The sequence below is a fragment of the Streptomyces sp. NPDC045968 genome (assembly GCF_056430475.1).
Map to the genome: position 1 here is coordinate 583,868 of NZ_JBWKLF010000002.1, position 19,564 is coordinate 603,431.

Annotated in this window: 15 protein-coding genes; 5 read left to right on the top strand and 10 right to left on the bottom strand. The window is 71.3% G+C overall.

The genetic code is table 11. The features are described from left to right. Positions 1-9: 9 nt before the first annotated feature. Entirely contained in the window at positions 10-972 is a 963-nt protein-coding gene (locus AC07FA_RS08250) for a GlxA family transcriptional regulator (RefSeq protein WP_479073949.1), read from the bottom strand. A 121-nt stretch (positions 973-1,093) separates the two neighbouring features. On the opposite strand from AC07FA_RS08250, the gene AC07FA_RS08255 reads away from it, so the two are divergent. The 3 genes from AC07FA_RS08255 (at position 1,094) to AC07FA_RS08265 (ending at position 4,809) form a co-directional block, all read left to right on the top strand. Continuing rightward, entirely contained in the window at positions 1,094-1,957 is an 864-nt protein-coding gene (locus tag AC07FA_RS08255) for an SCO6745 family protein (RefSeq protein ID WP_479073950.1), read from the top strand. Between the two features lie 81 nt (positions 1,958-2,038). Beyond that, positions 2,039-2,167, top strand: a complete 129-nt coding sequence (locus AC07FA_RS08260; protein WP_362838937.1) for an LPFR motif small protein — start codon at positions 2,039-2,041, stop codon at positions 2,165-2,167. Between the two features lie 152 nt (positions 2,168-2,319). Beyond that, entirely contained in the window at positions 2,320-4,809 is a 2,490-nt protein-coding gene (locus AC07FA_RS08265; protein ID WP_479073951.1) for a Tex family protein, read from the top strand. Between the two features lie 60 nt (positions 4,810-4,869). On the opposite strand, the gene AC07FA_RS08270 is transcribed toward AC07FA_RS08265, so the two are convergent. After that, the gene (locus AC07FA_RS08270; protein WP_479073953.1) at positions 4,870-6,507 is read right to left on the bottom strand and encodes an ABC-F family ATP-binding cassette domain-containing protein; all 1,638 of its coding nucleotides are present in this window, start codon (positions 6,505-6,507) and stop codon (positions 4,870-4,872) included. A gap of 109 nt (positions 6,508-6,616) precedes the next feature. Between AC07FA_RS08270 and AC07FA_RS08275 the strand changes: the two genes are divergently transcribed. Then, the gene (locus AC07FA_RS08275) at positions 6,617-7,549 is read left to right on the top strand and encodes an NAD(P)/FAD-dependent oxidoreductase (protein WP_479073954.1); all 933 of its coding nucleotides are present in this window, start codon (positions 6,617-6,619) and stop codon (positions 7,547-7,549) included. Positions 7,550-7,702: 153 nt separating this feature from the next. On the opposite strand, the gene AC07FA_RS08280 is transcribed toward AC07FA_RS08275, so the two are convergent. The 4 genes from AC07FA_RS08280 to AC07FA_RS08295 form a co-directional block, all read right to left on the bottom strand. After that, positions 7,703-9,469 carry a BCCT family transporter gene (locus tag AC07FA_RS08280; protein ID WP_479073956.1) on the bottom strand — a complete coding sequence of 589 codons (1,767 nt, stop codon included), beginning with the start codon at positions 9,467-9,469 and terminating at the stop codon, positions 7,703-7,705. A gap of 74 nt (positions 9,470-9,543) precedes the next feature. Next, complete coding sequence (locus AC07FA_RS08285; protein WP_479073957.1) at positions 9,544-10,887, bottom strand: M14 family metallopeptidase; 1,344 nt, start codon at positions 10,885-10,887, stop codon at positions 9,544-9,546. A gap of 133 nt (positions 10,888-11,020) precedes the next feature. Next, positions 11,021-11,917: an oxygenase MpaB family protein gene (locus tag AC07FA_RS08290; protein WP_479073958.1), complete on the bottom strand. Its 897-nt coding sequence runs from the start codon at positions 11,915-11,917 to the stop codon at positions 11,021-11,023. A 119-nt stretch (positions 11,918-12,036) separates the two neighbouring features. After that, on the bottom strand, positions 12,037-12,666 hold the full coding sequence (locus AC07FA_RS08295) for a TetR/AcrR family transcriptional regulator (RefSeq protein WP_479073960.1): 630 nt from the start codon (positions 12,664-12,666) through the stop codon (positions 12,037-12,039). 252 nt (positions 12,667-12,918) lie between these two features. On the opposite strand from AC07FA_RS08295, the gene AC07FA_RS08300 reads away from it, so the two are divergent. Then, positions 12,919-13,650, top strand: a complete 732-nt coding sequence (locus AC07FA_RS08300) for a MerR family transcriptional regulator (RefSeq protein ID WP_479073961.1) — start codon at positions 12,919-12,921, stop codon at positions 13,648-13,650. Positions 13,651-13,681: 31 nt separating this feature from the next. On the opposite strand, the gene AC07FA_RS08305 is transcribed toward AC07FA_RS08300, so the two are convergent. The 4 genes from AC07FA_RS08305 to AC07FA_RS08320 are packed head-to-tail and all read right to left on the bottom strand — an operon-like array spanning position 13,682 to position 19,447. Then, the gene (locus AC07FA_RS08305) at positions 13,682-15,853 is read right to left on the bottom strand and encodes a 3-hydroxyacyl-CoA dehydrogenase NAD-binding domain-containing protein (protein WP_479073962.1); all 2,172 of its coding nucleotides are present in this window, start codon (positions 15,851-15,853) and stop codon (positions 13,682-13,684) included. 38 nt (positions 15,854-15,891) lie between these two features. Continuing rightward, complete coding sequence (locus AC07FA_RS08310; RefSeq protein WP_479073964.1) at positions 15,892-17,106, bottom strand: acetyl-CoA C-acetyltransferase; 1,215 nt, start codon at positions 17,104-17,106, stop codon at positions 15,892-15,894. Positions 17,107-17,142: 36 nt separating this feature from the next. Next, positions 17,143-18,285: an acyl-CoA dehydrogenase family protein gene (locus AC07FA_RS08315; RefSeq protein WP_479073966.1), complete on the bottom strand. Its 1,143-nt coding sequence runs from the start codon at positions 18,283-18,285 to the stop codon at positions 17,143-17,145. Between the two features lie 10 nt (positions 18,286-18,295). Further along, the gene (locus AC07FA_RS08320) at positions 18,296-19,447 is read right to left on the bottom strand and encodes a CaiB/BaiF CoA transferase family protein (RefSeq protein ID WP_479073968.1); all 1,152 of its coding nucleotides are present in this window, start codon (positions 19,445-19,447) and stop codon (positions 18,296-18,298) included. Positions 19,448-19,564 lie beyond the last annotated feature (117 nt).

The window sequence follows — 19,564 nt, forward strand, 5'->3', positions numbered from 1 at the left end:
TCCTGCTGGTCAGGACGGCGGGTGGGAGGGGCGGAAGCGTCGCCGGTACTCGGCGGGCGCCGTGCCCAGTGCCTTGACGAAGGCGCGGCGCATCGCCTCCGGGGTGCCGTAGCCGCTGGACCGCGAGATCCGGGTGACCCCGTCCGTGGTGTCCTCCAGCAGCCGGCGGGCCTGTTCGAGGCGTACGCGGTCGACATAGCGGCCCGGTGTCATACCGGTCTCCGCGTGGAAGGCGCGGGCGAAGTGCCGGGGCGAGAGCCCGGCGCGGGCGGCGAGCGCTTCCACGGAGAGGTCGTCCTCGGGGTGCTCCGTGATCCAGTGCTGGACGTCCCGCAAGGGTTCACGGCGGGCCGTCTGGGCGGTGAGCTGGGCGCTGAACTGGGCCTGGTTCCCGGGCCGCCGCAGGAAGACGACGAGATGACGGGCCACGGTGAGCGCCACCTCACGGCCGTGGTCCTCCTCGACCAGCGCGAGCGCGAGATCGATGCCGGCCGTGACACCGGCGGAGGTCGCCAGCTTCCCGTCCCGTACGAAGATCGGGTCCGGGTCGACCTCGACGGCGGGGCAGGTGCGGGCCAGATGCTCGCAGACCGCCCAGTGCGTCGTGACGCGGTGGCCGTCCAGCAGTCCCGCCCCGGCCAGCAGCAGCGCGCCGGTGCACACGGAGACGAGCCGGTCGGCGTGCGAGGCGCGGTCGCGGAGCCAGTCGATCAGCGCGGGATCGGGGGCGCGCGTGCCCTGGCCGCCGGGGACGAGGAGCGTATGGGGCTCCCCGGCATCGGCGAGCGTGCTGTCGGGGACGAGGGTGAGTCCGCTGGAGCTGCGGACCGGGGAGCCGTCCAGGGAGGCGGTGCGCAGCTCGTACGAGACGCCGGGGAACCGGGCGGCACCGGCGAATACCTCCATCGGGCCGGTGACGTCGAGGCTCTGGACGCCGTCGAAGAGGACGACGAGTACGGATCGCTGCTTCATGTCCGCCATCCTGGGCGGCCGGTCCGATGGCCGCAATGACGAGTACCCCACCTTTCCTGCCACGCGAAATCCTCGTCACCCCGCTTCCCCGACGTACCGACCAGTCGGTAACCTGCGGGGCATGAGTACTCTGCCTCCCCGCGCCGGACGCCGCTGCCACAACGCCCTCAACCCGCTGCACTCCACGGTCTACTTCTCCCCCGACCTCGGGAAGGAGATGGGCGGGCTGGGCATCGACGACTCCAATGCCGCCTACTTCGCCGCGCGCAGCGCCGCGATGGGCGCCGTCGGAGCGGGCACCGTCAGCGCGACCTTCTACAACTTCAACCACGAGCTGGTGGCACGCCATCTGCCCGCCGTGTGGTCCGTCGCCTCCCCGCAGGCGGTGCTGGACGCCCGGCTGCGGGCGGCCGACTCGACGCTCCGCCGGCTGCTCGGCGAGGAGACGATCGCCTCGGCCGAGCTGGCCGAGGCCGCACAGCTGGCGCTGCGCGCCACCGAGGGCTGCACCCGCCACGCCCGGCCGCTGTACGCCGCGCACGCCGATCTCCCCGTCCCTGACGAGCCGCACCTGGCGTACTGGCACGCCGCGACCCTCCTGCGCGAACACCGCGGCGACGCCCATCTCGCGGCGCTCGTCTCCGCAGGCCTGGACCCGGTCGAAGCCATGGTCAGCCACACCGCGACCGGCAAGGGCATGGCGCCGCGCTGGATTCTCGCCACCCGCGGCTGGCGCCGCGCCGACTGGGAGGCGGCGGCCGGACGGCTGCGCGCACGCGGACTCCTGGACGCCGAGGGCGAGTTGACGGAGGCGGGCGTGGCACTGCGGGCCGGCCTTGAGGAGGCGACGGACCGGATGGACGCCGCTCCGTACGAACACCTGGGCGCGGAGGGTGTCGAGCGGCTGACCGAGCTCGGGCGCGGCTACCTGTTCGCGGCGGCATCCGCCGGAGCCTTCCCGGACGAGCTCGTGGGCAAGGGCTGAGCCAGGGACGTTTACGAGCCGCGGTCGGGGTCAGGCGGAGAACGCACGAGCACACAGCACACCGCGACGAAGGAGAACACCATGCGCACGATCGCAGACATCTTCCGCACCATCGGCTCCGCCGTGGCCACCGTGGTGACGCTCCCCTTCCGGCTGGTGGCCAAGCTCTTCGGCGGCGCGTCGCGCGGCGGCCGGACCCGGCGCGCCTGAGCGAACGGTCCGCGGCACGGCATCCGACGAGGTCACGCGACACGGCACCCGGCCACCCGGCACAATGCAGGCGAAGGGGACCACCCCGGCTGTGGATCACCGCGTGGCCCACGGCCAGCACAGCCAGTACGAGAAGGCGAGTCGGGAAAACCGTGACGACGTCCATCGAAGGCAGGATCGCCGAGGAACTCGGCGTACGTGAGCGTCAGGTGAGGGCGGCCGTCGAGCTGCTCGACGGCGGGTCGACCGTGCCGTTCATCGCGCGCTACCGCAAGGAAGCCACCGAAATGCTCGACGACGCGCAGCTGCGCACGCTCGAGGAACGGCTGCGGTATCTGCGGGAGCTGGAGGACCGTCGTGCGGCGGTCCTCGAATCCGTACGCGAGCAGGGCAAGCTCGACGAGGCGCTGGAGGCACAGATCCGGGCGGCCGACACCAAGGCGCGCCTGGAGGACATCTACCTCCCGTTCAAGCCGAAGCGGCGGACGAAGGCGCAGATCGCCCGCGAGGCGGGCCTCGGCCCGCTGGCGGACGGGCTGCTCGGCGACCCGTCGGCCGATCCGCTCGTGGCGGCTGCCGCCTTCGTCGACGCGGAGAAGGGCGTGGCGGACGGGGCGGCGGCGCTGGACGGCGCCCGCGCCATCCTCGCCGAACGGTTCTCCGAGGACGCCGACCTCACGGGTGAGCTGCGCGAGCGCATGTGGTCGCGCGGCCGGCTGACGGCGAAGGTCCGGGACGGCAAGGAGGAGGCGGGCGCGAAGTTCGCCGATTACTTCGACTTCGCCGAGCCGTTCACCGCGCTGCCCTCGCACCGGGTGCTGGCCATGCTGCGGGGCGAGAAGGAGGACGTGCTCGATCTCGTCCTGGAGCCGGAGGAGCCGGAGGCCGCGGAGCGGCCGGGACCCTCGGCGTACGAGAACATGATCGCCCGGCGTTTCGGGGTCAACGACCGCGGGCGTCCGGGCGACAAGTGGCTCGGCGACACGGTGCGCTGGGCCTGGCGGACCCGGATCCTGGTCCACCTCGGGATCGATCTGCGGCTGCGGCTGCGGACGGCGGCGGAGGACGAGGCGGTACGCGTCTTCGCGTCGAACCTGCGCGATCTGCTGCTCGCCGCGCCGGCCGGGACCCGGGCGACGCTGGGGCTCGACCCCGGTTTCCGTACGGGCGTGAAGGTCGCCGTCGTCGACGCGACCGGCAAGGTGGTGGCGACCGATGTCATCTACCCGCATGTCCCCGCCAACAAGTGGGACGAGTCGCTGGCCAAGCTGGAGCGGCTGGCGAGGACCCACTCCGTCGATCTGATCGCGATCGGCAACGGCACGGCGTCCCGCGAGACGGACAAGCTCGCCGGTGAACTGTGCGAAAAGCACCCGGAGTTGAAGCTCACCAAGGTGATGGTCTCGGAGGCCGGCGCTTCGGTGTACTCGGCGTCGGCCTTCGCCTCGCAGGAACTCCCCGACATGGACGTGTCGTTGCGCGGCGCGGTCTCGATCGCCCGGCGTCTCCAGGACCCGCTGGCCGAGCTGGTGAAGATCGACCCGAAGTCGATCGGGGTCGGCCAGTACCAGCACGACCTGTCCGAGGTGAAGCTGTCGCGCTCGCTGGACGCGGTCGTCGAGGACTGTGTGAACGGGGTCGGCGTCGACGTCAACACCGCTTCCGCGCCGCTGCTCTCACGGGTGTCCGGCATCGGCTCGGGCCTCGCGGAGAACATCGTCGCGCACCGCGACACGCATGGGCCGTTCCGTTCGCGCCGGGCGCTGAAGGATGTGGCGCGGCTGGGGCCGAAGGCGTACGAGCAGTGCGCGGGCTTCCTCCGCATCCGGGGCGGGGACGACCCGCTGGACGCGTCGAGCGTGCACCCGGAGGCGTACCCGGTGGTGCGGGCGATGGTGAAGACGACGGGCAGCGAGGTGGCGTCGCTGATCGGCAACGCGGGAGTGCTGCGGACGCTGCGCGCCGATGACTTCGTGAACGAGAAGTTCGGTCTGCCGACGGTCACGGACATCCTGAAGGAGCTGGAGAAGCCGGGCCGTGACCCGCGTCCAGCGTTCAAGACGGCCACCTTCAAGGAGGGCGTCGAGAAGATCGGCGATCTGGCGTCCGGGATGGTGCTGGAGGGAGTCGTCACGAACGTGGCGGCGTTCGGGGCGTTCGTGGACATCGGTGTGCACCAGGACGGTCTGGTGCACGTCTCGGCGATGTCCAGGACCTTCGTGAAGGACCCGCGGGATGTCGTGAAGCCGGGTGACGTCGTGAAGGTCAAGGTCATGGACGTCGACATTCCGCGCAAGCGGATCTCGTTGACGCTGCGGCTGGACGACGAGGCGGTGTCCGCGGGCCAGCCTGGGCAGGACGGCGGCCGGAAGCGGGAGCAGAACGAGAGCGGTGAGCGCGGGGCACGGGCGGGCAGGCCGCCTCGGCCTCGTCAGGGCGGTGCGGGTGGCCAGAGCGGTGACCAGCGCGGTGGCGGCCAGGGAGCTCCGAGCGGTCAGGGGCGTGACCGGCGTGGGGGCGGTGGCGGTGGCGGCGGTGCGCGCCAGGCGCCGGCCGCAGCGCCGGGGAACAGTGCGATGGCGGATGCGCTGCGGCGGGCGGGGCTGGTGGACCCGAAGCAGGGGGGCGGGAAGAAGCGGTAGGGGGTGGCGCGGGTGGGGGCGGCCGCCGCGCGGGCTGTCCCCTCCCCGCCCCAGCCGGTGTCAGAGCTCCGTCACCTTGCCGTTCGCCACCTCCAGGCGGCGCGTCGTGTGGACCGCCTCCAGCATCCGTCGGTCGTGTGTGACCAGCAGCAGCGTGCCCGTGTAGGAGTCGAGCGCCGACTCCAGCTGTTCGATCGCCGGCAGGTCCAGGTGGTTCGTCGGCTCGTCGAGCACCAGGAGGTTGACGCCCTTGCCCTGGAGGAGGGCGAGCGCCGCGCGGGTGCGCTCGCCCGGGGAGAGGGTCGTCGCGGGGCGCGTCACATGGTCGGCGCGGAGGCCGAACTTGGCGAGCAGGGTGCGGACTTCGGCGGGTTCGGTGTCGGGCACGGCCGCGCAGAACGCGTCGAGCAGGCTCTCCGAACCATGGAACAGCCGACGGGCCTGGTCGACCTCGCCGACGACCACACCCGAGCCGAGCGTGGCATGCCCCGAGTCGAGCGGGAGCCTGCCGAGCAGGGCGGCGAGCAGGGTCGACTTGCCCGCTCCGTTGGCTCCGGTGATGGCGACCCGGTCCGCCCAGTCGATCTGCAGCGTGGCCGGGCCGAACGCGAAGTCGCCACGTACGACCTCGGCGTCCCGGAGCGAGGCGACGACCGAGCCGGAGCGCGGGGCGGAAGCGATCTCCATCCGGAGTTCCCACTCCTTGCGCGGCTCATCGACGACGTCGAGACGCTCGATCATGCGCTGTGTCTGCCGGGCCTTGGCGGCCTGCTTCTCACTCGACTCGCTGCGGAACTTGCGGCCGATCTTGTCGTTGTCGGTGGCCTTGCGGCGGGCGTTCTTGACACCCTTGTCCATCCAGGAGCGCTGCGTCTGGGCGCGGTTCTCCAGGGCGGAGCGCTTGTCGGCGTACTCGTCGAACTCCTCGCGGGCGTGCCGGCGGGCACGGTCGCGCTCCTCCAGATAGGCCGCGTAGCCGCCGCCGTAGAGGTTGATCTCCTGCTGGGCCAGGTCCAGCTCCAGGACCTTGGTGACCGTACGCATCAGGAACTCACGGTCGTGGCTGATGACGACCGTGCCCACGCGCAGACCTGCCACATAGCGCTCAAGGCGTTCCAGACCGTCCAGGTCCAGGTCGTTGGTGGGCTCGTCCAGCAGGAAGATGTCGTACCGGGACAGCAGGAGCGAGGCGAGTCCGGCGCGGGCGGCCTGGCCGCCGGAGAGCGCCGTCATCGGGAGGTCCAGGCCGACGGTCAGGCCGAGGTCGGCGGCCACCTCCTCGGCCCGTTCGTCCAGGTCGGCGCCGCCGAGGGACAGCCAGCGCTCCAGCGTCTCGGAGTACGCGTCGTCCGCGCCCGGCGCTCCGTCGACGAGGGCCTGGGTCGCGGCGTCCATCGCTTCCTGGGCGTCGGCGACCCCGGTCCGGCGGGCGAGGAACGCCCGCACGGTCTCCTCCGGGCGCCGCTCGGGCTCCTGCGGGAGGTGTCCGACGGTGGCGGTGGGCGGGGAGAGGCGCAGCTCGCCCTCCTCGGGGCGGTCGAGCCCGGCGAGGAGGCGGAGCAGGGACGATTTTCCGGCGCCGTTGACTCCGACGAGACCGATCACGTCGCCGGGCGCTACGACGAGGTCGAGCCCTGCGAAGAGAGTGCGGTCGCCGTGTCCGGCGGCGAGATCCTTGGCGACGAGAGTGGCAGTCATCAGGGCACGATCCTAATCGGCCTCCGGGAAGGCCGGACCAGCCCGGCCGGATTGCGGGGTGATCCGTTAGCGTCCAGCCAGGAGTGCGGTCGGAACCGGAGCGGCAGGGGTGACAGCGATGGCGGACGTGATCGTGGTGGGGAGCGGGGTGATCGGGCTGACCACCGCGGTGGTGCTCGCGGAGTCCGGCCGCCGGGTCCGGGTCTGGGCGCGGGAACCGGCTGCGTCGACGACGTCAGCGGTGGCCGGCGCCCTGTGGTGGCCGTACCGGATCGAGCCCGAAGCGCTGGTCGGGGAGTGGGCTCTGGCGACGCTGCGGGTGTACGAGGAACTGGCCGCCACGCCCGGGGAGACGGGTGTACGGCTGGTCGCGGGGGTGCACCGGGGCGAGCGGTTCGCCGGGCTCGGGCCGTGGGCCCGGCAGCTCCGGGACGCGGCCGAGGTGGCGGACGGGCTGCGGGTGACGCTGCCGCTCCTCGACATGCCGGTGCATCTGGGCTGGCTGGAGCGGCGCCTGGCGGCGGCCGGGGGTGTGGTCGAGCGGCGTACGGCGACGGGCTTCGACGAGGCGGCGGCCGAGGCGCCGACGGTCGTGAACTGCACGGGCCTGGGGGCGCGCGAGCTGGTTCCAGATGCCGGGGTCCGGCCGGTGCGCGGCCAGCTGACCGTGGTGGAGAACCCGGGGATCGACGAGTGGTTCACGGAGGCGGACCCGGCGTCGAGCGCGACGACGTACTTCTTTCCGCAGCCCGGCGGGCTCGTGCTCGGTGGCACGGCCGAGGTGGACGACGCGCGCACGGAACCCGATGCCCGTACGGCCGAGGAGATCGTGGCGCGCTGCGCCCGGGTCAGGCCGGAGATAGCGGGGGCCCGGATCATCGGGCACCGGGTGGGGCTGCGGCCGGCCAGGGACGCCGGGGTACGGATCGCGGCCGGGCCGCTGCCGGGCGGTGGGCGCCTCGTGCACAACTACGGGCACGGGGGCGCCGGGGTGACGGTCGCCTGGGGGTGCGCGCGGGAGGCGGCCCGGCTGGCGGGCTGAGACACCACGGGGGGCGTGCCGGGGCCGCCTCCGCGTCTCGGCGTACCCCGGAGCGCCGGGTCGGGTCCGGGTCCGGCGTGCCGAGCCAGACCCGTATCCGGCGCGCGGGCCGGACCCCCTCCCGGTCTGCCCGGGCCGCCCCCGTGTCCGCTGTCAGGCGTCCGGACCGGGGTCGGGCTCGTCCGCCGTGTCGGCCTTGGCGGCCTTGCTCATGCGCTCCGTGGTGATGGAGCTGGTGCCGGGGCCGATCCGGATCTCGAAGTCGCCGTCGTACTTCGCGTGGCCCTCGATGACCGCCGATTCGACCGCCTCGACACCGAACTCCTGCCGCACGATCATCGGGTCCTGTCGCAGGTCCCGCATCAGGGCGACGCACATGCCGAGCATGACGAGGGTGAACGGTGCGGCGACCAGGATGGTGAGGTTCTGGAGTCCGGCCAGCGCGTCGCCCTTTCCGTTGCCGATGAGCAGCATGATGGCGGCCACCGCGCCGGTGACGACGCCCCAGAAGACGACGACCCAGGTGGCGGGTTCGAGTACGCCCTTCTGGGAGAGCGTGCCCATCACGATGGACGCGGCGTCGGCCCCGGAGACGAAGAAGATGCCGACCAGGACCATCACCAGAATGCTCATCACGGTGGCGATGGGGAACTCCTGGAGCACACCGAAGAGCTGGGCCTCCGGGGTGTCCGCGGAGCCGAGCCTGTCGGCTTCCTGGAGTCTGATCGCCGAACCGCCGAAGACCGCGAACCAGACCAGGCTGACGGTGCTGGGCACGAGGATCACGCCGCCCACGAACTGACGGATGGTCCGGCCGCGGCTGATCCTGGCGATGAACATGCCGACGAAGGGCGTCCAGGAGATCCACCAGGCCCAGTAGAAGACCGTCCAGCTCGCGAGCCAGTCGGCCACTTCCCCCTCGCCGGTGGCCTCGGTACGGCCGGCGAGCTGGGCGAGATCACCGAAGTACGCGCCGATCGAGGTGGGCAGCAGGTCGAGCACGATGATCGTGGGGCCCGCGATGAAGACGAAGACGGCGAGAATCAGCGCCAGCACCATGTTGATGTTGGACAGCCACTGAATGCCCTTCTCGACGCCGGAGACGGCCGAGGCGACGAAGGCGACCGTCAGCACGGCGATGATCGCGACGAGCAGGCCCGTGCCCGTCTTCTCCATCCAGTTCAGTTCCTGGAACCCACTGCCGATCTGGAGGGTGCCGAGACCCAGCGAGGCGGCGGAGCCGAAGAGCGTGGCGAAGATGGCGAGGATGTCGATGACGCGGCCCGCCCCTCCGTGGGCGCGCCGCTCGCCGATGAGCGGTTCGAAGACCGCGCTGATCGTCTGACGCCTGCGCCGCCGGTAGGTGCTGTACGCGATGGCCAGGCCGACCACCGCGTAGATCGCCCAGGGGTGCAGCGTCCAGTGGAAGAGGGTGGTGGCCATCGCCGTCTGCATCGCTTCGGCGTCGTCGACGGGGTGGGTACCGGGCGGCGGATTGATGAAATGGGCAAGCGGCTCGCTCACCCCGTAGAACATCAGACCGATACCCATGCCGGCGCTGAACATCATCGCGACCCAGGAGACGGTACGGAATTCGGGTTCCTCGCCCTCCTGCCCGAGCGAGATCTTCCCGTACCGGCTGATCGCGAGCCAGAGCGCGAAGACGACGAAGCCGGACGCCGCGAGCATGAAGGCCCAGCCGCCGTTGTGGATCAGTCCGTTGAGCAGAGTGCTGGAGACGCTCTCCAGCGAGTCCGTGGCCGTGGCACCCCAGACCACGAAGGCGAGAGTGAATACCGCTGTGACTCCGAAGACCACCCGGTCCGTCTCGGGACGCCGGCCGTGGTGCGGTTCGGCGGGGAGGTCGGCCGTGACCGACAGCTCCCCCCGCCCATCCGTTCTCTGATCGTCCTGCGACACAAATGGCACCTTTCACGGAGTCCGAAAAATCGCTCTCCGTAGGCAGTACCACATGGGGCCGGTATCTTCCGGGATCAACAAGCCGTAACGGCTTGCCCGTTTGTGAGGTGATATGCCGCTCGCTCGTCGAGGAGCAGGGGTACGAGCTGACGTGCCGACTGCCTCAGCGGTACGTACGCTCCGTCACCGTCGCGCCGTGAGGTGACCCCGTGAAGGGCCAGTTCGTCCCCCACGTCGGCGTACTGGGCGGCGGTGAGCCGGTAGCCGCAGGGCGGGTCCGTGAGGATCTCGTCCGGCTCGGCGGGGTCGTTGTCCGCGCCGGAGAGGTGGACGGGGCCCCGGTCGGAGAAGCCCGCCACGCGGGACGCCCCGGTGGCGGCCTCGATCCGGCCGCGCTGCTCGTCGTCGAAGGCGAACAGGCCGTCGAGCGCGGCCTGCTGGGACTCGACCCTGCGCCGGTGGTTGAGTGCCTGGTCGGCCTTCTCGGCGGCGGAGAGCGCGTCGACACGGGACTCGATGAGCAGACCCACCGCGTGTTTGATGCCCGAGGCGTTGCGCAGGATACGTTCCTGCCCGTCGCCCGCGGTCTGCTTGATGGGGTCTCCGGTGACCGGGTCGGTCCAGATTCCGTAGATGCCGCTGCTGTAGCCCGACTCCCCCGCCACCGGCCTGACGTACCGGTCGGACAGGGTCTGCGAGGCGTCGTGCACCCCGTCGTGGACGTTGAGGTTGCGGGGCCAGAGGACGAAGAGGTCCTTGTCGTAGTACGGCGGGGTGGCCCCGTACTCGTGCAAGTCGTAGATCACGTCCGGCCGTTGGTCACGGATGACAGCGGCCATGGCACGGCCTTCGGCCGTCTGGAGCGCGATGTGGTCACGGTTGATGTCCACGCCGTCCGCGTTGCCCCGGGTGTTCGCCGCCCGTCCGTCGGGGTTGGCGGTGGGCAGCACCAGCACATGCGTACGGGCGAGGAACGTGCTGGTGGCCCGGTCCCTGGCGAAGGCGAGATCCCGGACGGTGGACAGACATGCCTCGCGGCCGGACGGTTCGTTGCCGTGCTGACTGCAGATCAGCAGCATCGTGTGGGCGGCCGGCCGGTGGGCGCCGATGCGGACCAGCTGGAGAGGGCGGCCCTCCTTCGTCGTGCCGATCCGTTCGACCGCGACACGGTCACTCGCCCGGTCGACCGCCGCGAGGAACTCCTGCTCCTCCGGCTGCCCGGTCCAGCGGGCCCCGTTGCTCGTCTCGAATCCGGTACGGGGCGCGGAGTGCGCGGCCTCGGCGGGGACGGTGGCGAACGGCACGGCGAGCGCCGCCGCGGCGACGGTCAGGGCGAGGCCGCGCAGGCCGGCGCGGCGCCCGCGGGGAACGCCTGGGGCTCGGGTGCTGCGGAGTGCACGGGCGATGCGAGGGGTCATCTGCGGCTGCCTCCCGGGATGCGGTGCGGCGGGCACGACGGTGCCCGCCCACGTATCAGCGTGTGCGGAAGGTACCTCGGTCAACTGCTGTGCAACAGGGGGCGATCATCCGGCGACGGACCGGTGAAGCGTGTCAGCTGCCGGCCAGGGACGGCCCGGCCCGCCGGTGCGCCGCCCGTGCCCTGCGGGCGAGGGGCAGATAACGCAGTCGCTCCGGAAGCACGGGGACCACCGTCCTGACGACTCCGCAGAAGTGACGCAGCCTCCGCTCGTCCCGCGGGGTCCACTCCAGTCCGATCGCCGCACGGGCGTCGGGCGGCATGAGCCCCACGGTGACGAAGCCGCGGAACCGGGCCAGGGGCGGCAGCAGTACCGGCCACAGCGCCCGGAGCAGGAGCCGTACGGGCAGCGGGCCGCGGTCCGGCGGGGGGACGGCCGCGTCGGTGGCCACCAGTTCACGGACGACGGCGGTCGCCTCGATCTCCTGGGCCAGCATCCTGCGGTAGTACGGCCAGAACTCCTCGACCGTCTGCGGCATGTCCCGGTCGTGGATGCCGAGTATCCGGCCCACCTGAAGCCATTCGCGGTAGAGGGCCCGCTCCTGCGCCTCGCTCATCGGGCGGACCAGGTAGCGCGCCGCGTGCCGGTACACCGGGAATCCGGTGGCGTGGACCCAGGCGTAGTTCGCGGGCGTCAGGGCGTGGTAGCGGCGGCCACGGGTGTCGGTCCCCTGGATGGTCCGGTGCAGTCCGCGGAGCCGGCGTCCTTCCTCGGCCGCCGCGTCCCCGCCGTACACCCAGAGCTGGAGCGAACGCAGGGACCGCTCGCCGCGTCCCCACGGGTCCGTGCGGAAGACGGAGTGCTCGTCGACGCCCGCGCCGACCGCCGGGTGGGCGACCTGGAGGGTGAGGGCGGCGGGCAGTATCAGCAGGGAGCGGATGTCGCCGGTCAGGCTCCACAGCACTCCGCCGGGCGGGGGCGGCGCGGGGGCCACGTCCTCGTCCGGCGCCTCGGATGCTGCGCGGTCCATGCGGGGGCTCCCGGCGATCGGCGGGCGTGCGGTCCCGTGACCGGCCCGGATGTGTTCCAGTATGCGATCACGGGCGGTCCGGTGCGCTGAGGGGCGGGGCCCGGGGGGGGGGCCGCCCCTCAGCCGGCCAGGAGGGGCACCAGACAGCGGTGCGCGAGGAGCCTGAGCTGCTCGTCGTCGTCGAGCGCGAAGGAGCCGGCCGGGTTGAGCAGGAAGGAGACGATGATCCGCACCGCCAGCTCGGCGGCAGGCTCGGTGTCCGCCTCCGGCCGCCCCCGCGCACACTCGGCGTGGCTCAGCCGGTCGGCCAGGTATCCGCGCAGGGCGAGCAGGACGGGGCCGTCCTCCGCGGTGAGGAGGGGCAGCACGGTCTCCGGCTCGATCCGCAACAGCCCGGCGACGAGCGGGTGTTCGCGGACGTGCCGCAGGACGGCGACGAAGCCTTCGACGAGCCGTTCCTCCCGGGTGGGCAGGGCCGCGACCACCTCGTCCACGTCCACGACGAAGCGGCGGTACTCGCGCAGCAGACAGGCTGCCAGCAGATCGTCCCTGCCGCCGATCCGCCGGAGCACGGTGAGCCGGGAAACCCTGGCGTGTCCGGCAATCCTGTCGACGGTCGTACGCCGGACCCCGTGGGTCATGAACTGCTCACGCGCCGCGTCGAGTATCTGCTCGCTCAGGGCGTCGGACGGCGGCGTCTCCGTGAGCGCGCGGGCGAGCAGTGCCTCGTTCGTACTCCGTCGCGCCATGGGCCCTCCCCCGATCCGCCCCTGTTCCCCTCCACGATAGCCAGGTCGACACATGGATATGGAGACATCCGGACACCAGATGGCGTACGCCGGGTCCGTCAGTCGTGGTCGTGCACCGTGACGGACACGCCCCGCGGCCGCCGATACCGCCGCGCACTTTCACAACAGTGGTGAGACAGCAATACTGTTGAACCCATGGTGCGCAGGTCATGCACTACCCGGCAGTACGAGCGAGAGCAGCGAGGAGCAGACATGGCGACCGGGACCGAGGAGCCGACGCTCACCGTCGACGAGCTTGCGGCGCGCGCCGGGGTCACTGTCCGCACCGTGCGTTTCTACAGCACCCGGGGGCTGCTGCCGCCCCCGGTGATCGGGCCGCGCAGGGTCGGGCACTACGGGCGCGACCACCTCGCGCGGCTGGCCCTGATCGAGGAGCTCCAGCACCAGGGCATGACGCTGGCCGCGATCGAGCGGTATCTGGAGCAGCTGCCGCCCGATCTGAGTGCGCGCGATCTGGCGATCCACCGGGCGCTGGTGGCGTCCTGGGCTCCGGACAAGGCCGAGGACATGACACGGGCCGAGCTGGAGCGGCGCGCGGGGCGGGCGCTCACCGAGCCGGATCTCGGTCTGCTGGAGGCGATGGCCGTGCTGGAGCGGCCCGAGGCGGGCAGCGACGGTTTCCGGGTCGATCCGGGGCTGCTCCGGCTCGGCGTGGAGCTCCTGGACGTACCGATCGCGCACGAGACGATCCTTGCCGCGCGCACGGTCCTGCTGGAGCACACCCGCTCGGCGGCGCAGGAGCTGACCCGGCTGTTCCGGGACGAGGTGTGGGGCCCGTACCGGGAGCGGGAGTCCGATCCGGAGCATGTCGCGGCGATGAAGTCGCTCTCGGCGCACATGCAGCCGATGGTGGTGCAGGCCCTGGTGACCGCGTTCCAGCGCTCGCTGAAGGAGGAGCTGCGGGCCGCGTTCACGGCGCGGTAGCACCGGATGGACGCGGCCCGCGCGGAGCGGGTCAGTCGTGGAAGGTCTCGCCCTTCTCGGCCTTCTCCACGAGCAGGGCGGGCGGCAGGAAGCGATCGCCGTACTTCTCGGCGAGTTCCCGGGCGCGCGCCACGAAGCCGGGCAGGCCGCCTTCGTACCCGTTGATGTACTGGAGCACTCCGCCGGTCCAGGCCGGGAAGCCGATGCCCATGATGGAGCCGATGTTGGCGTCGGCGACCGTGATGAGGACCTCCTCCTCCAGGCAGCGGACGCTGTCCAGCGCCTCGGAGAAGAGCATTCGCTCCTGCATGTCGGCGAAGGGGACGTCGGCGCCGGGCCGGGCGAAGTGCTCGCGCAGGCCGGGCCACAGGCGGGTCCGCTTGCCCTCCTCGTCGTATTCGTAGAAGCCCGCGCCGCCGCTGCGCCCGGGGCGCCCGAACTCGTCGACCATCCGGTCGATGACGGCGTCGGAGGGGTGCCCGGCCCAGGTGCCGCCCGCCTCCTCGACGGCCCGCTTCGTCTCGTTGCGGATCTTGCGGGGCAGGGTGAGCGTCAGCTCGTCCATCAGGGAGAGCACCTTGGCCGGGTAGCCGGCCTGTGCCGCGGCCTGCTCGACCGAGGCCGGTTCGACGCCCTCGCCGATCATGGCGACGCCCTCGTTGATGAACTGGCCGATGACACGCGAGGTGAAGAAGCCGCGCGAGTCGTTGACCACGATGGGCGTCTTCTTGATCCGCCGGACCAGGTCGAAGGCGCGTGCCAGGGCCTCGTCGCCGGTCCGCTCGCCCTTGATGATCTCGACGAGCGGCATCTTGTCGACGGGCGAGAAGAAGTGCAGCCCGATGAAGTCCACCGGCCGGGACACACCTTCCGCGAGGACGGTGATCGGCAGCGTGGAGGTGTTGGAGCAGAGCAGCGCATCGGGCTCGATGATGTCCTGGATCTCCTGGAACACCTTGTGCTTGAGCGAGGTGTCCTCGAAGACGGCCTCGATCACGGCGTCGCAGCCCGCGAGGTCGGCCGGGTCGCCGGTCGGCGTGATCCTGGCCAGCAGTTCGTCCCGCTTCGCCTCGGTCGTACGGCCCCGCGAGAGCGCCTTGTCGAGCAGCTTCTCGCTGTACGCCTTGCCCCGGGCGGCGGCCTCCGTGGTGACGTCCTTGAGGACGACGTCGATGCCGGCGCGCGCACAGGAGTACGCGATGCCCGCGCCCATCATCCCGGCCCCGAGCACGGCGACCTTGCGGACGGGGCGCTCCTCGATGCCCTTGGGGCGGCTGGCGCCGGAGTTGACGGCCTGGAGGTCGAAGAAGAACGCCTGGATCATGTTCTTCGCGACCTGGCCAGTGACCAGCTCGGTGAAGTACCGGGCCTCGATGGTCAGCGCGGTCTCGAAGTCGACCTGCGCCCCCTCGACCGCGGCGGCGAGGATATTGCGCGGGGCGGGCATGGGGGCGCCCGCGAGCTGCTTCTTCAGGTTGGAGGGGAAGGCCGGCAGATTGGCGGCGAACCTCGGGTTGGACGGGGTACCGCCGGGGATCTTGTATCCCTTGACGTCCCAGGGCTGCTGCGACTCGGGGTGGGCGTCGATGAACGCACGCGCCTTGTCGAGCATCTCCTCGGGGCTGGTCGCGACCTCGTGGACCAGGCCGTTCTCCAGGGCGCGCCGCGGAGTGTACTGGGTGCCCTGGAGCAGGACCTTGAGCAGCGCGTCGGCGATGCCCATCAGCCGTACGGTGCGGGTGACGCCGCCGCCCGCGGGCAGCAGGCCGAGAGTGACCTCGGGCAGGCCGATGCGGGAGCCCGGCGCGTCCAGGGCGATGCGGTGGTGGCTGGCGAGCGCGATCTCGTAACCGCCGCCGAGGGCCGCGCCGTTGATCGCCGCGACGACGGGCTTGCCGAGGGTCTCGATGCGGCGCAGGGAGCGCTTGATGGCCGTCCCGGTGTCGAACGCCTGCTGGGCGTTCTCGGGGCCGACCTTGATCATGTCCTTGAGGTCGCCACCCGCGAAGAACGTCTTCTTCGCGGAGGTGAAGATGATGCCCCGGATGGAGTCCTTCTCGGCCTCGGCGCGGTCGGCGATGACCTCGATGGAGTCCTTGAACGCCTGGTTCATCGTGTTGGCGGACTGGTTGGGGTCGTCGAGGACGAGGGTGACGACGCCGGTCTCGTCCTGTTCCCAGCGGATGGTCGTGCTCTCGGTCATTGGCTTGTCTTCTCCGTAAGCAGGGGTGGCCGGGACGGTCAGAGACGCTCGATGACGGTGGCGATGCCCATGCCGCCGCCGACGCAGAGGGTGATGAGGCCGTACCGCTTGTCGCGCCGCTCCAGCTCGTCGACGAGCGTGCCGAGGATCATCGCGCCGGTGGCGCCGAGGGGGTGGCCGAGCGCGATGGCGCCGCCGTTGACGTTGACCTTGTCCAGGGAGAGACCCATGTCCTTGACGAAGCGCAGGACGACGCCGGCGAAGGCTTCGTTGATCTCGACGAGGTCGATGTCGTCGATGGTCAGCCCGGCCTTGGCGAGTGCCTTGCGGGTGGCGGGCGCGGGCCCGGTCAGCATGATGGTCGGCTCGGAGCCGGAGACGGCGGCGGAGACGATCCGGGCGCGCGGGGTGAGGCCGTACCGCTCGCCGACCTCCTTGGAGCCGATGGCGACGAGTGCGGCGCCGTCGACGATGCCGGAGGAGTTGCCCGCGTGGTGGACGTGGTCGATCTTCTCGACCCAGTGGTACTTCTGGAGGGCGACCGCGTCGAATCCGCCCATCTCGCCGATCGCGGCGAAGGACGGCTTGAGCGAGGCGAGCGAGTCGGCGGTGGTGCCGGGCCGCATGTGCTCGTCGTGGTCGAGGACGACGAGGCCGTTGCGGTCCTTGACGGGGACCACGGAGCGGGCGAAGCGGTTGTCCTTCCACGCCTCGGCCGCGCGCTCCTGGGAGAGGGCGGCGTACTCGTCGACATCGCGGCGGGAGAAGCCCTCGATGGTGGCGATGAGGTCGGCGCCGATGCCCTGCGGGGCGAAGCCGGTCTCGTAGTTGGTCATCGGGTCCATGGCCCAGGCGCCGCCGTCGGAGCCCATCGGGACGCGGGACATCGACTCCACACCGCCGGCCAGGACGAGGTCCTCCCAGCCGGAGCGCACCTTGGCGGCTGCCAGGTTGACCGCTTCCAGGCCGGAGGCGCAGAAGCGGTTCTCCTGGACACCGGCGACGGAGTCGGGGAGCCCGGCGGCGATGGCTGCGACACGCGCGATGTCGGAGCCCTGGTCACCGAGCGGGCTGACCACGCCGAGGACGATGTCGTCGATGGCCGCCGGGTCCAGGCCGGGGAACCTGTCGCGGATCTCGTGGATGAGGCCGACGACCAGGTCGATCGGCTTGGTGCCGTGCAGGGCGCCATTGGCCTTGCCCCGGCCACGCGGGGTGCGGATCGCGTCGTAGACGAACGCTTCGGTACTCAAGACAGCAGCCTTTCGAGGGTGGTTGCGCAGCGGAGGTCAGGCGAGGAGCGAGCGGCCGATGATCTCTTTCATGATCTCGGTCGTGCCGCCGTAGATGGTCTGGATGCGGCCGTCGGTGAACGCCCTGGCCACCGGGAATTCGGCCATATAGCCGTATCCGCCGTGGAGTTGGAGGCAGCGGTCGGCGACGCGCTTTTGCAGTTCGGTGGCCCACCACTTGGCCATCGAGGCGTGTACGGCGTCGAGCACGCCGTCCGAGTGGTCCACGATGCAACGGTCGAGGAAGGTCCGCGTGACGGCGCATTCGGTGGCCATCTCGGCGATCTCGAACCGGATGTGCTGGAGCTTGGAGAGCGGTCGGCCGAACGCCTCGCGCTCCTTGACGTACTGGGTGGTGATCTCCAGGAGGTGTTCGGCTCCCGCGATCGCGGCGACCGCGATGCCCATCCGTTCCTGTGCCAGGTTGGTCATCAGATGGATGAAGGCGCCGTCCCGCTCACCGAGGAGGTTCTCCTTGGGGACACGGACGTCGTTGAAGAACAGCTCGGCGGTGTCCTGGGACTTCTGGCCGATCTTGTCGAGGTTGCGGCCCCGTTCGAAGCCCTCCGCCCCGCGCTCGACGACGATCAGGGAGAGTCCCTTCGCGCCGCCCTCGGGGGTGGTCCTGGCGACGACCACGACGAGGTCGGCGAGGATGCCGTTGGAGATGAACGTCTTGGAGCCGTTCAGCAGCCAGTGATCGCCCTTGTCCTCGGCGGTGGTGCGGATGCCCTGGAGGTCGGAGCCCGCGCCCGGTTCGGTCATCGCGATGGCCGTGATGGTCTCGCCGCTGCAGAAGCCGGGCAGCCAGCGCCGCTTCTGCTCCTCGGTGCCCAGCCCGGTGAGGTAGGGGCCGATGATGTCGTTGTGCAGGCCGACGGCGAGGCCGGGGGTGCCCGCGCGGGTGAATTCCTCGGCGAGGACGGCGCTGTAACGGAAGTCGGTGTCGCCGCCGCCTCCGTACTCCTCGGGGACCGCGAGACCGAGGAGCCCCTGCCGTCCGGCGGCGAGCCAGGCCTCACGCGAGACGATGCCGTCCTTCTCCCACTGCGCGTAGTGCGGGAGGACTTCCTTGGTGAGGAAGGTACGGACGGTCTCGCGGAACGCGTCGTGTTCTGCGGTGAAGATCTGCCGCTGCACTGGGGGCCTCCTAGAGCCGGTCGTCGGTGGAGCTGCTGCGGATGCCCGGTACGTCCCAGTCGCGGGCCACGTCGTCGGGGTCGGCGCCCGGGCGGGCGGGCCCGCGGCGCACGGAGACCGGCGTCGCGGAGAAGCGGGGCGCGGGGGCCGGCTGGGTGAGTCCGTCGTGTTCGACGAAGGTGGAGCGGGCGGCGATGTGCGGATGGTGCGGGGCCTCACGGAGCGACAGGACGGGCGCGACGCAGGCGTCCGTGCCCTCGAAGACCTCGGTCCACTCCGCCCGCGTACGCGTCAGGAACCGCTCGGCGACGGCGGTGCGCAGCTCGCCCCAGCGGCTGAGGTCGGCCCGGTCGGGAGCCTTGTCCGCGATCCCGAGGAGCGCGACGAACTCCTCGTAGAACCGCTGCTCCAGCGGCCCCACCGCCATGTACTGCCCGTCGGCCGTCTCGTAGGCGCCGTAGAACGGGCAGCCTCCGTCCAGCAGGTTCGAGCCGCGCCGGTCCTGCCAGCTGCCGGCCGCCAGCATCCCGTGGATCATCGTGGCGAGATGGGCGGCGCCGTCGACGATCGCCGCGTCCACGACCTGGCCCGCGCCACCCGGCGTCCGGGCGTGCTGGAGTGCGGCGAGGACCCCGACGACGAGGTAGAGGGAGCCGCCCGCGTAGTCGCCGACCAGGTTGACGGGGACGGCCGGGGGCTCTCCGGGCTTCCCGATCATGGAGAGGGTGCCGGTGAGTGCGATGTACGCGATGTCGTGCCCGGCCCGCTGGGCCAGCGGGCCGTCCTGGCCCCAGCCGGTCATCCGCCCGTAGACGAGCTGCGGATTGCGGGCGAGGCAGGCGTCGGGGCCCACGCCCAGACGCTCGGCGACTCCGGGCCGGTAGCCCTCGATCAGGATGTCGGCGCGCTCGACGAGCTCCAGCACCCGGGCCGGTCCGTCCTCGGCCTTGAGGTCGACGAGGACCGAGCGCTTGTTGCGGTTGGTGAGGTCGAGGGCCGGGTCGATACCGAGCCCCGCACCCCCCGGCCGGTCCACCCGGACCACGTCGGCGCCGAGGTCGGCCAGGAGCATGGCGGCGAAGGGACCCGGGCCGATGCCGGCCAGTTCGACCACGCGTACCCCGGTCAGCGGGCCCTGCGGAACGCTCCCTGCCCTTGCCATCAAGCCCCCAGAGGTGTGACACAACCGATGTAACATCAACGATGCTAAGAACGGGCAGCGCTCCGCACAACCCCTTGGGCCGAGCAAGCGCTTAGCTCTTTCCGTGGATCGTCCCGT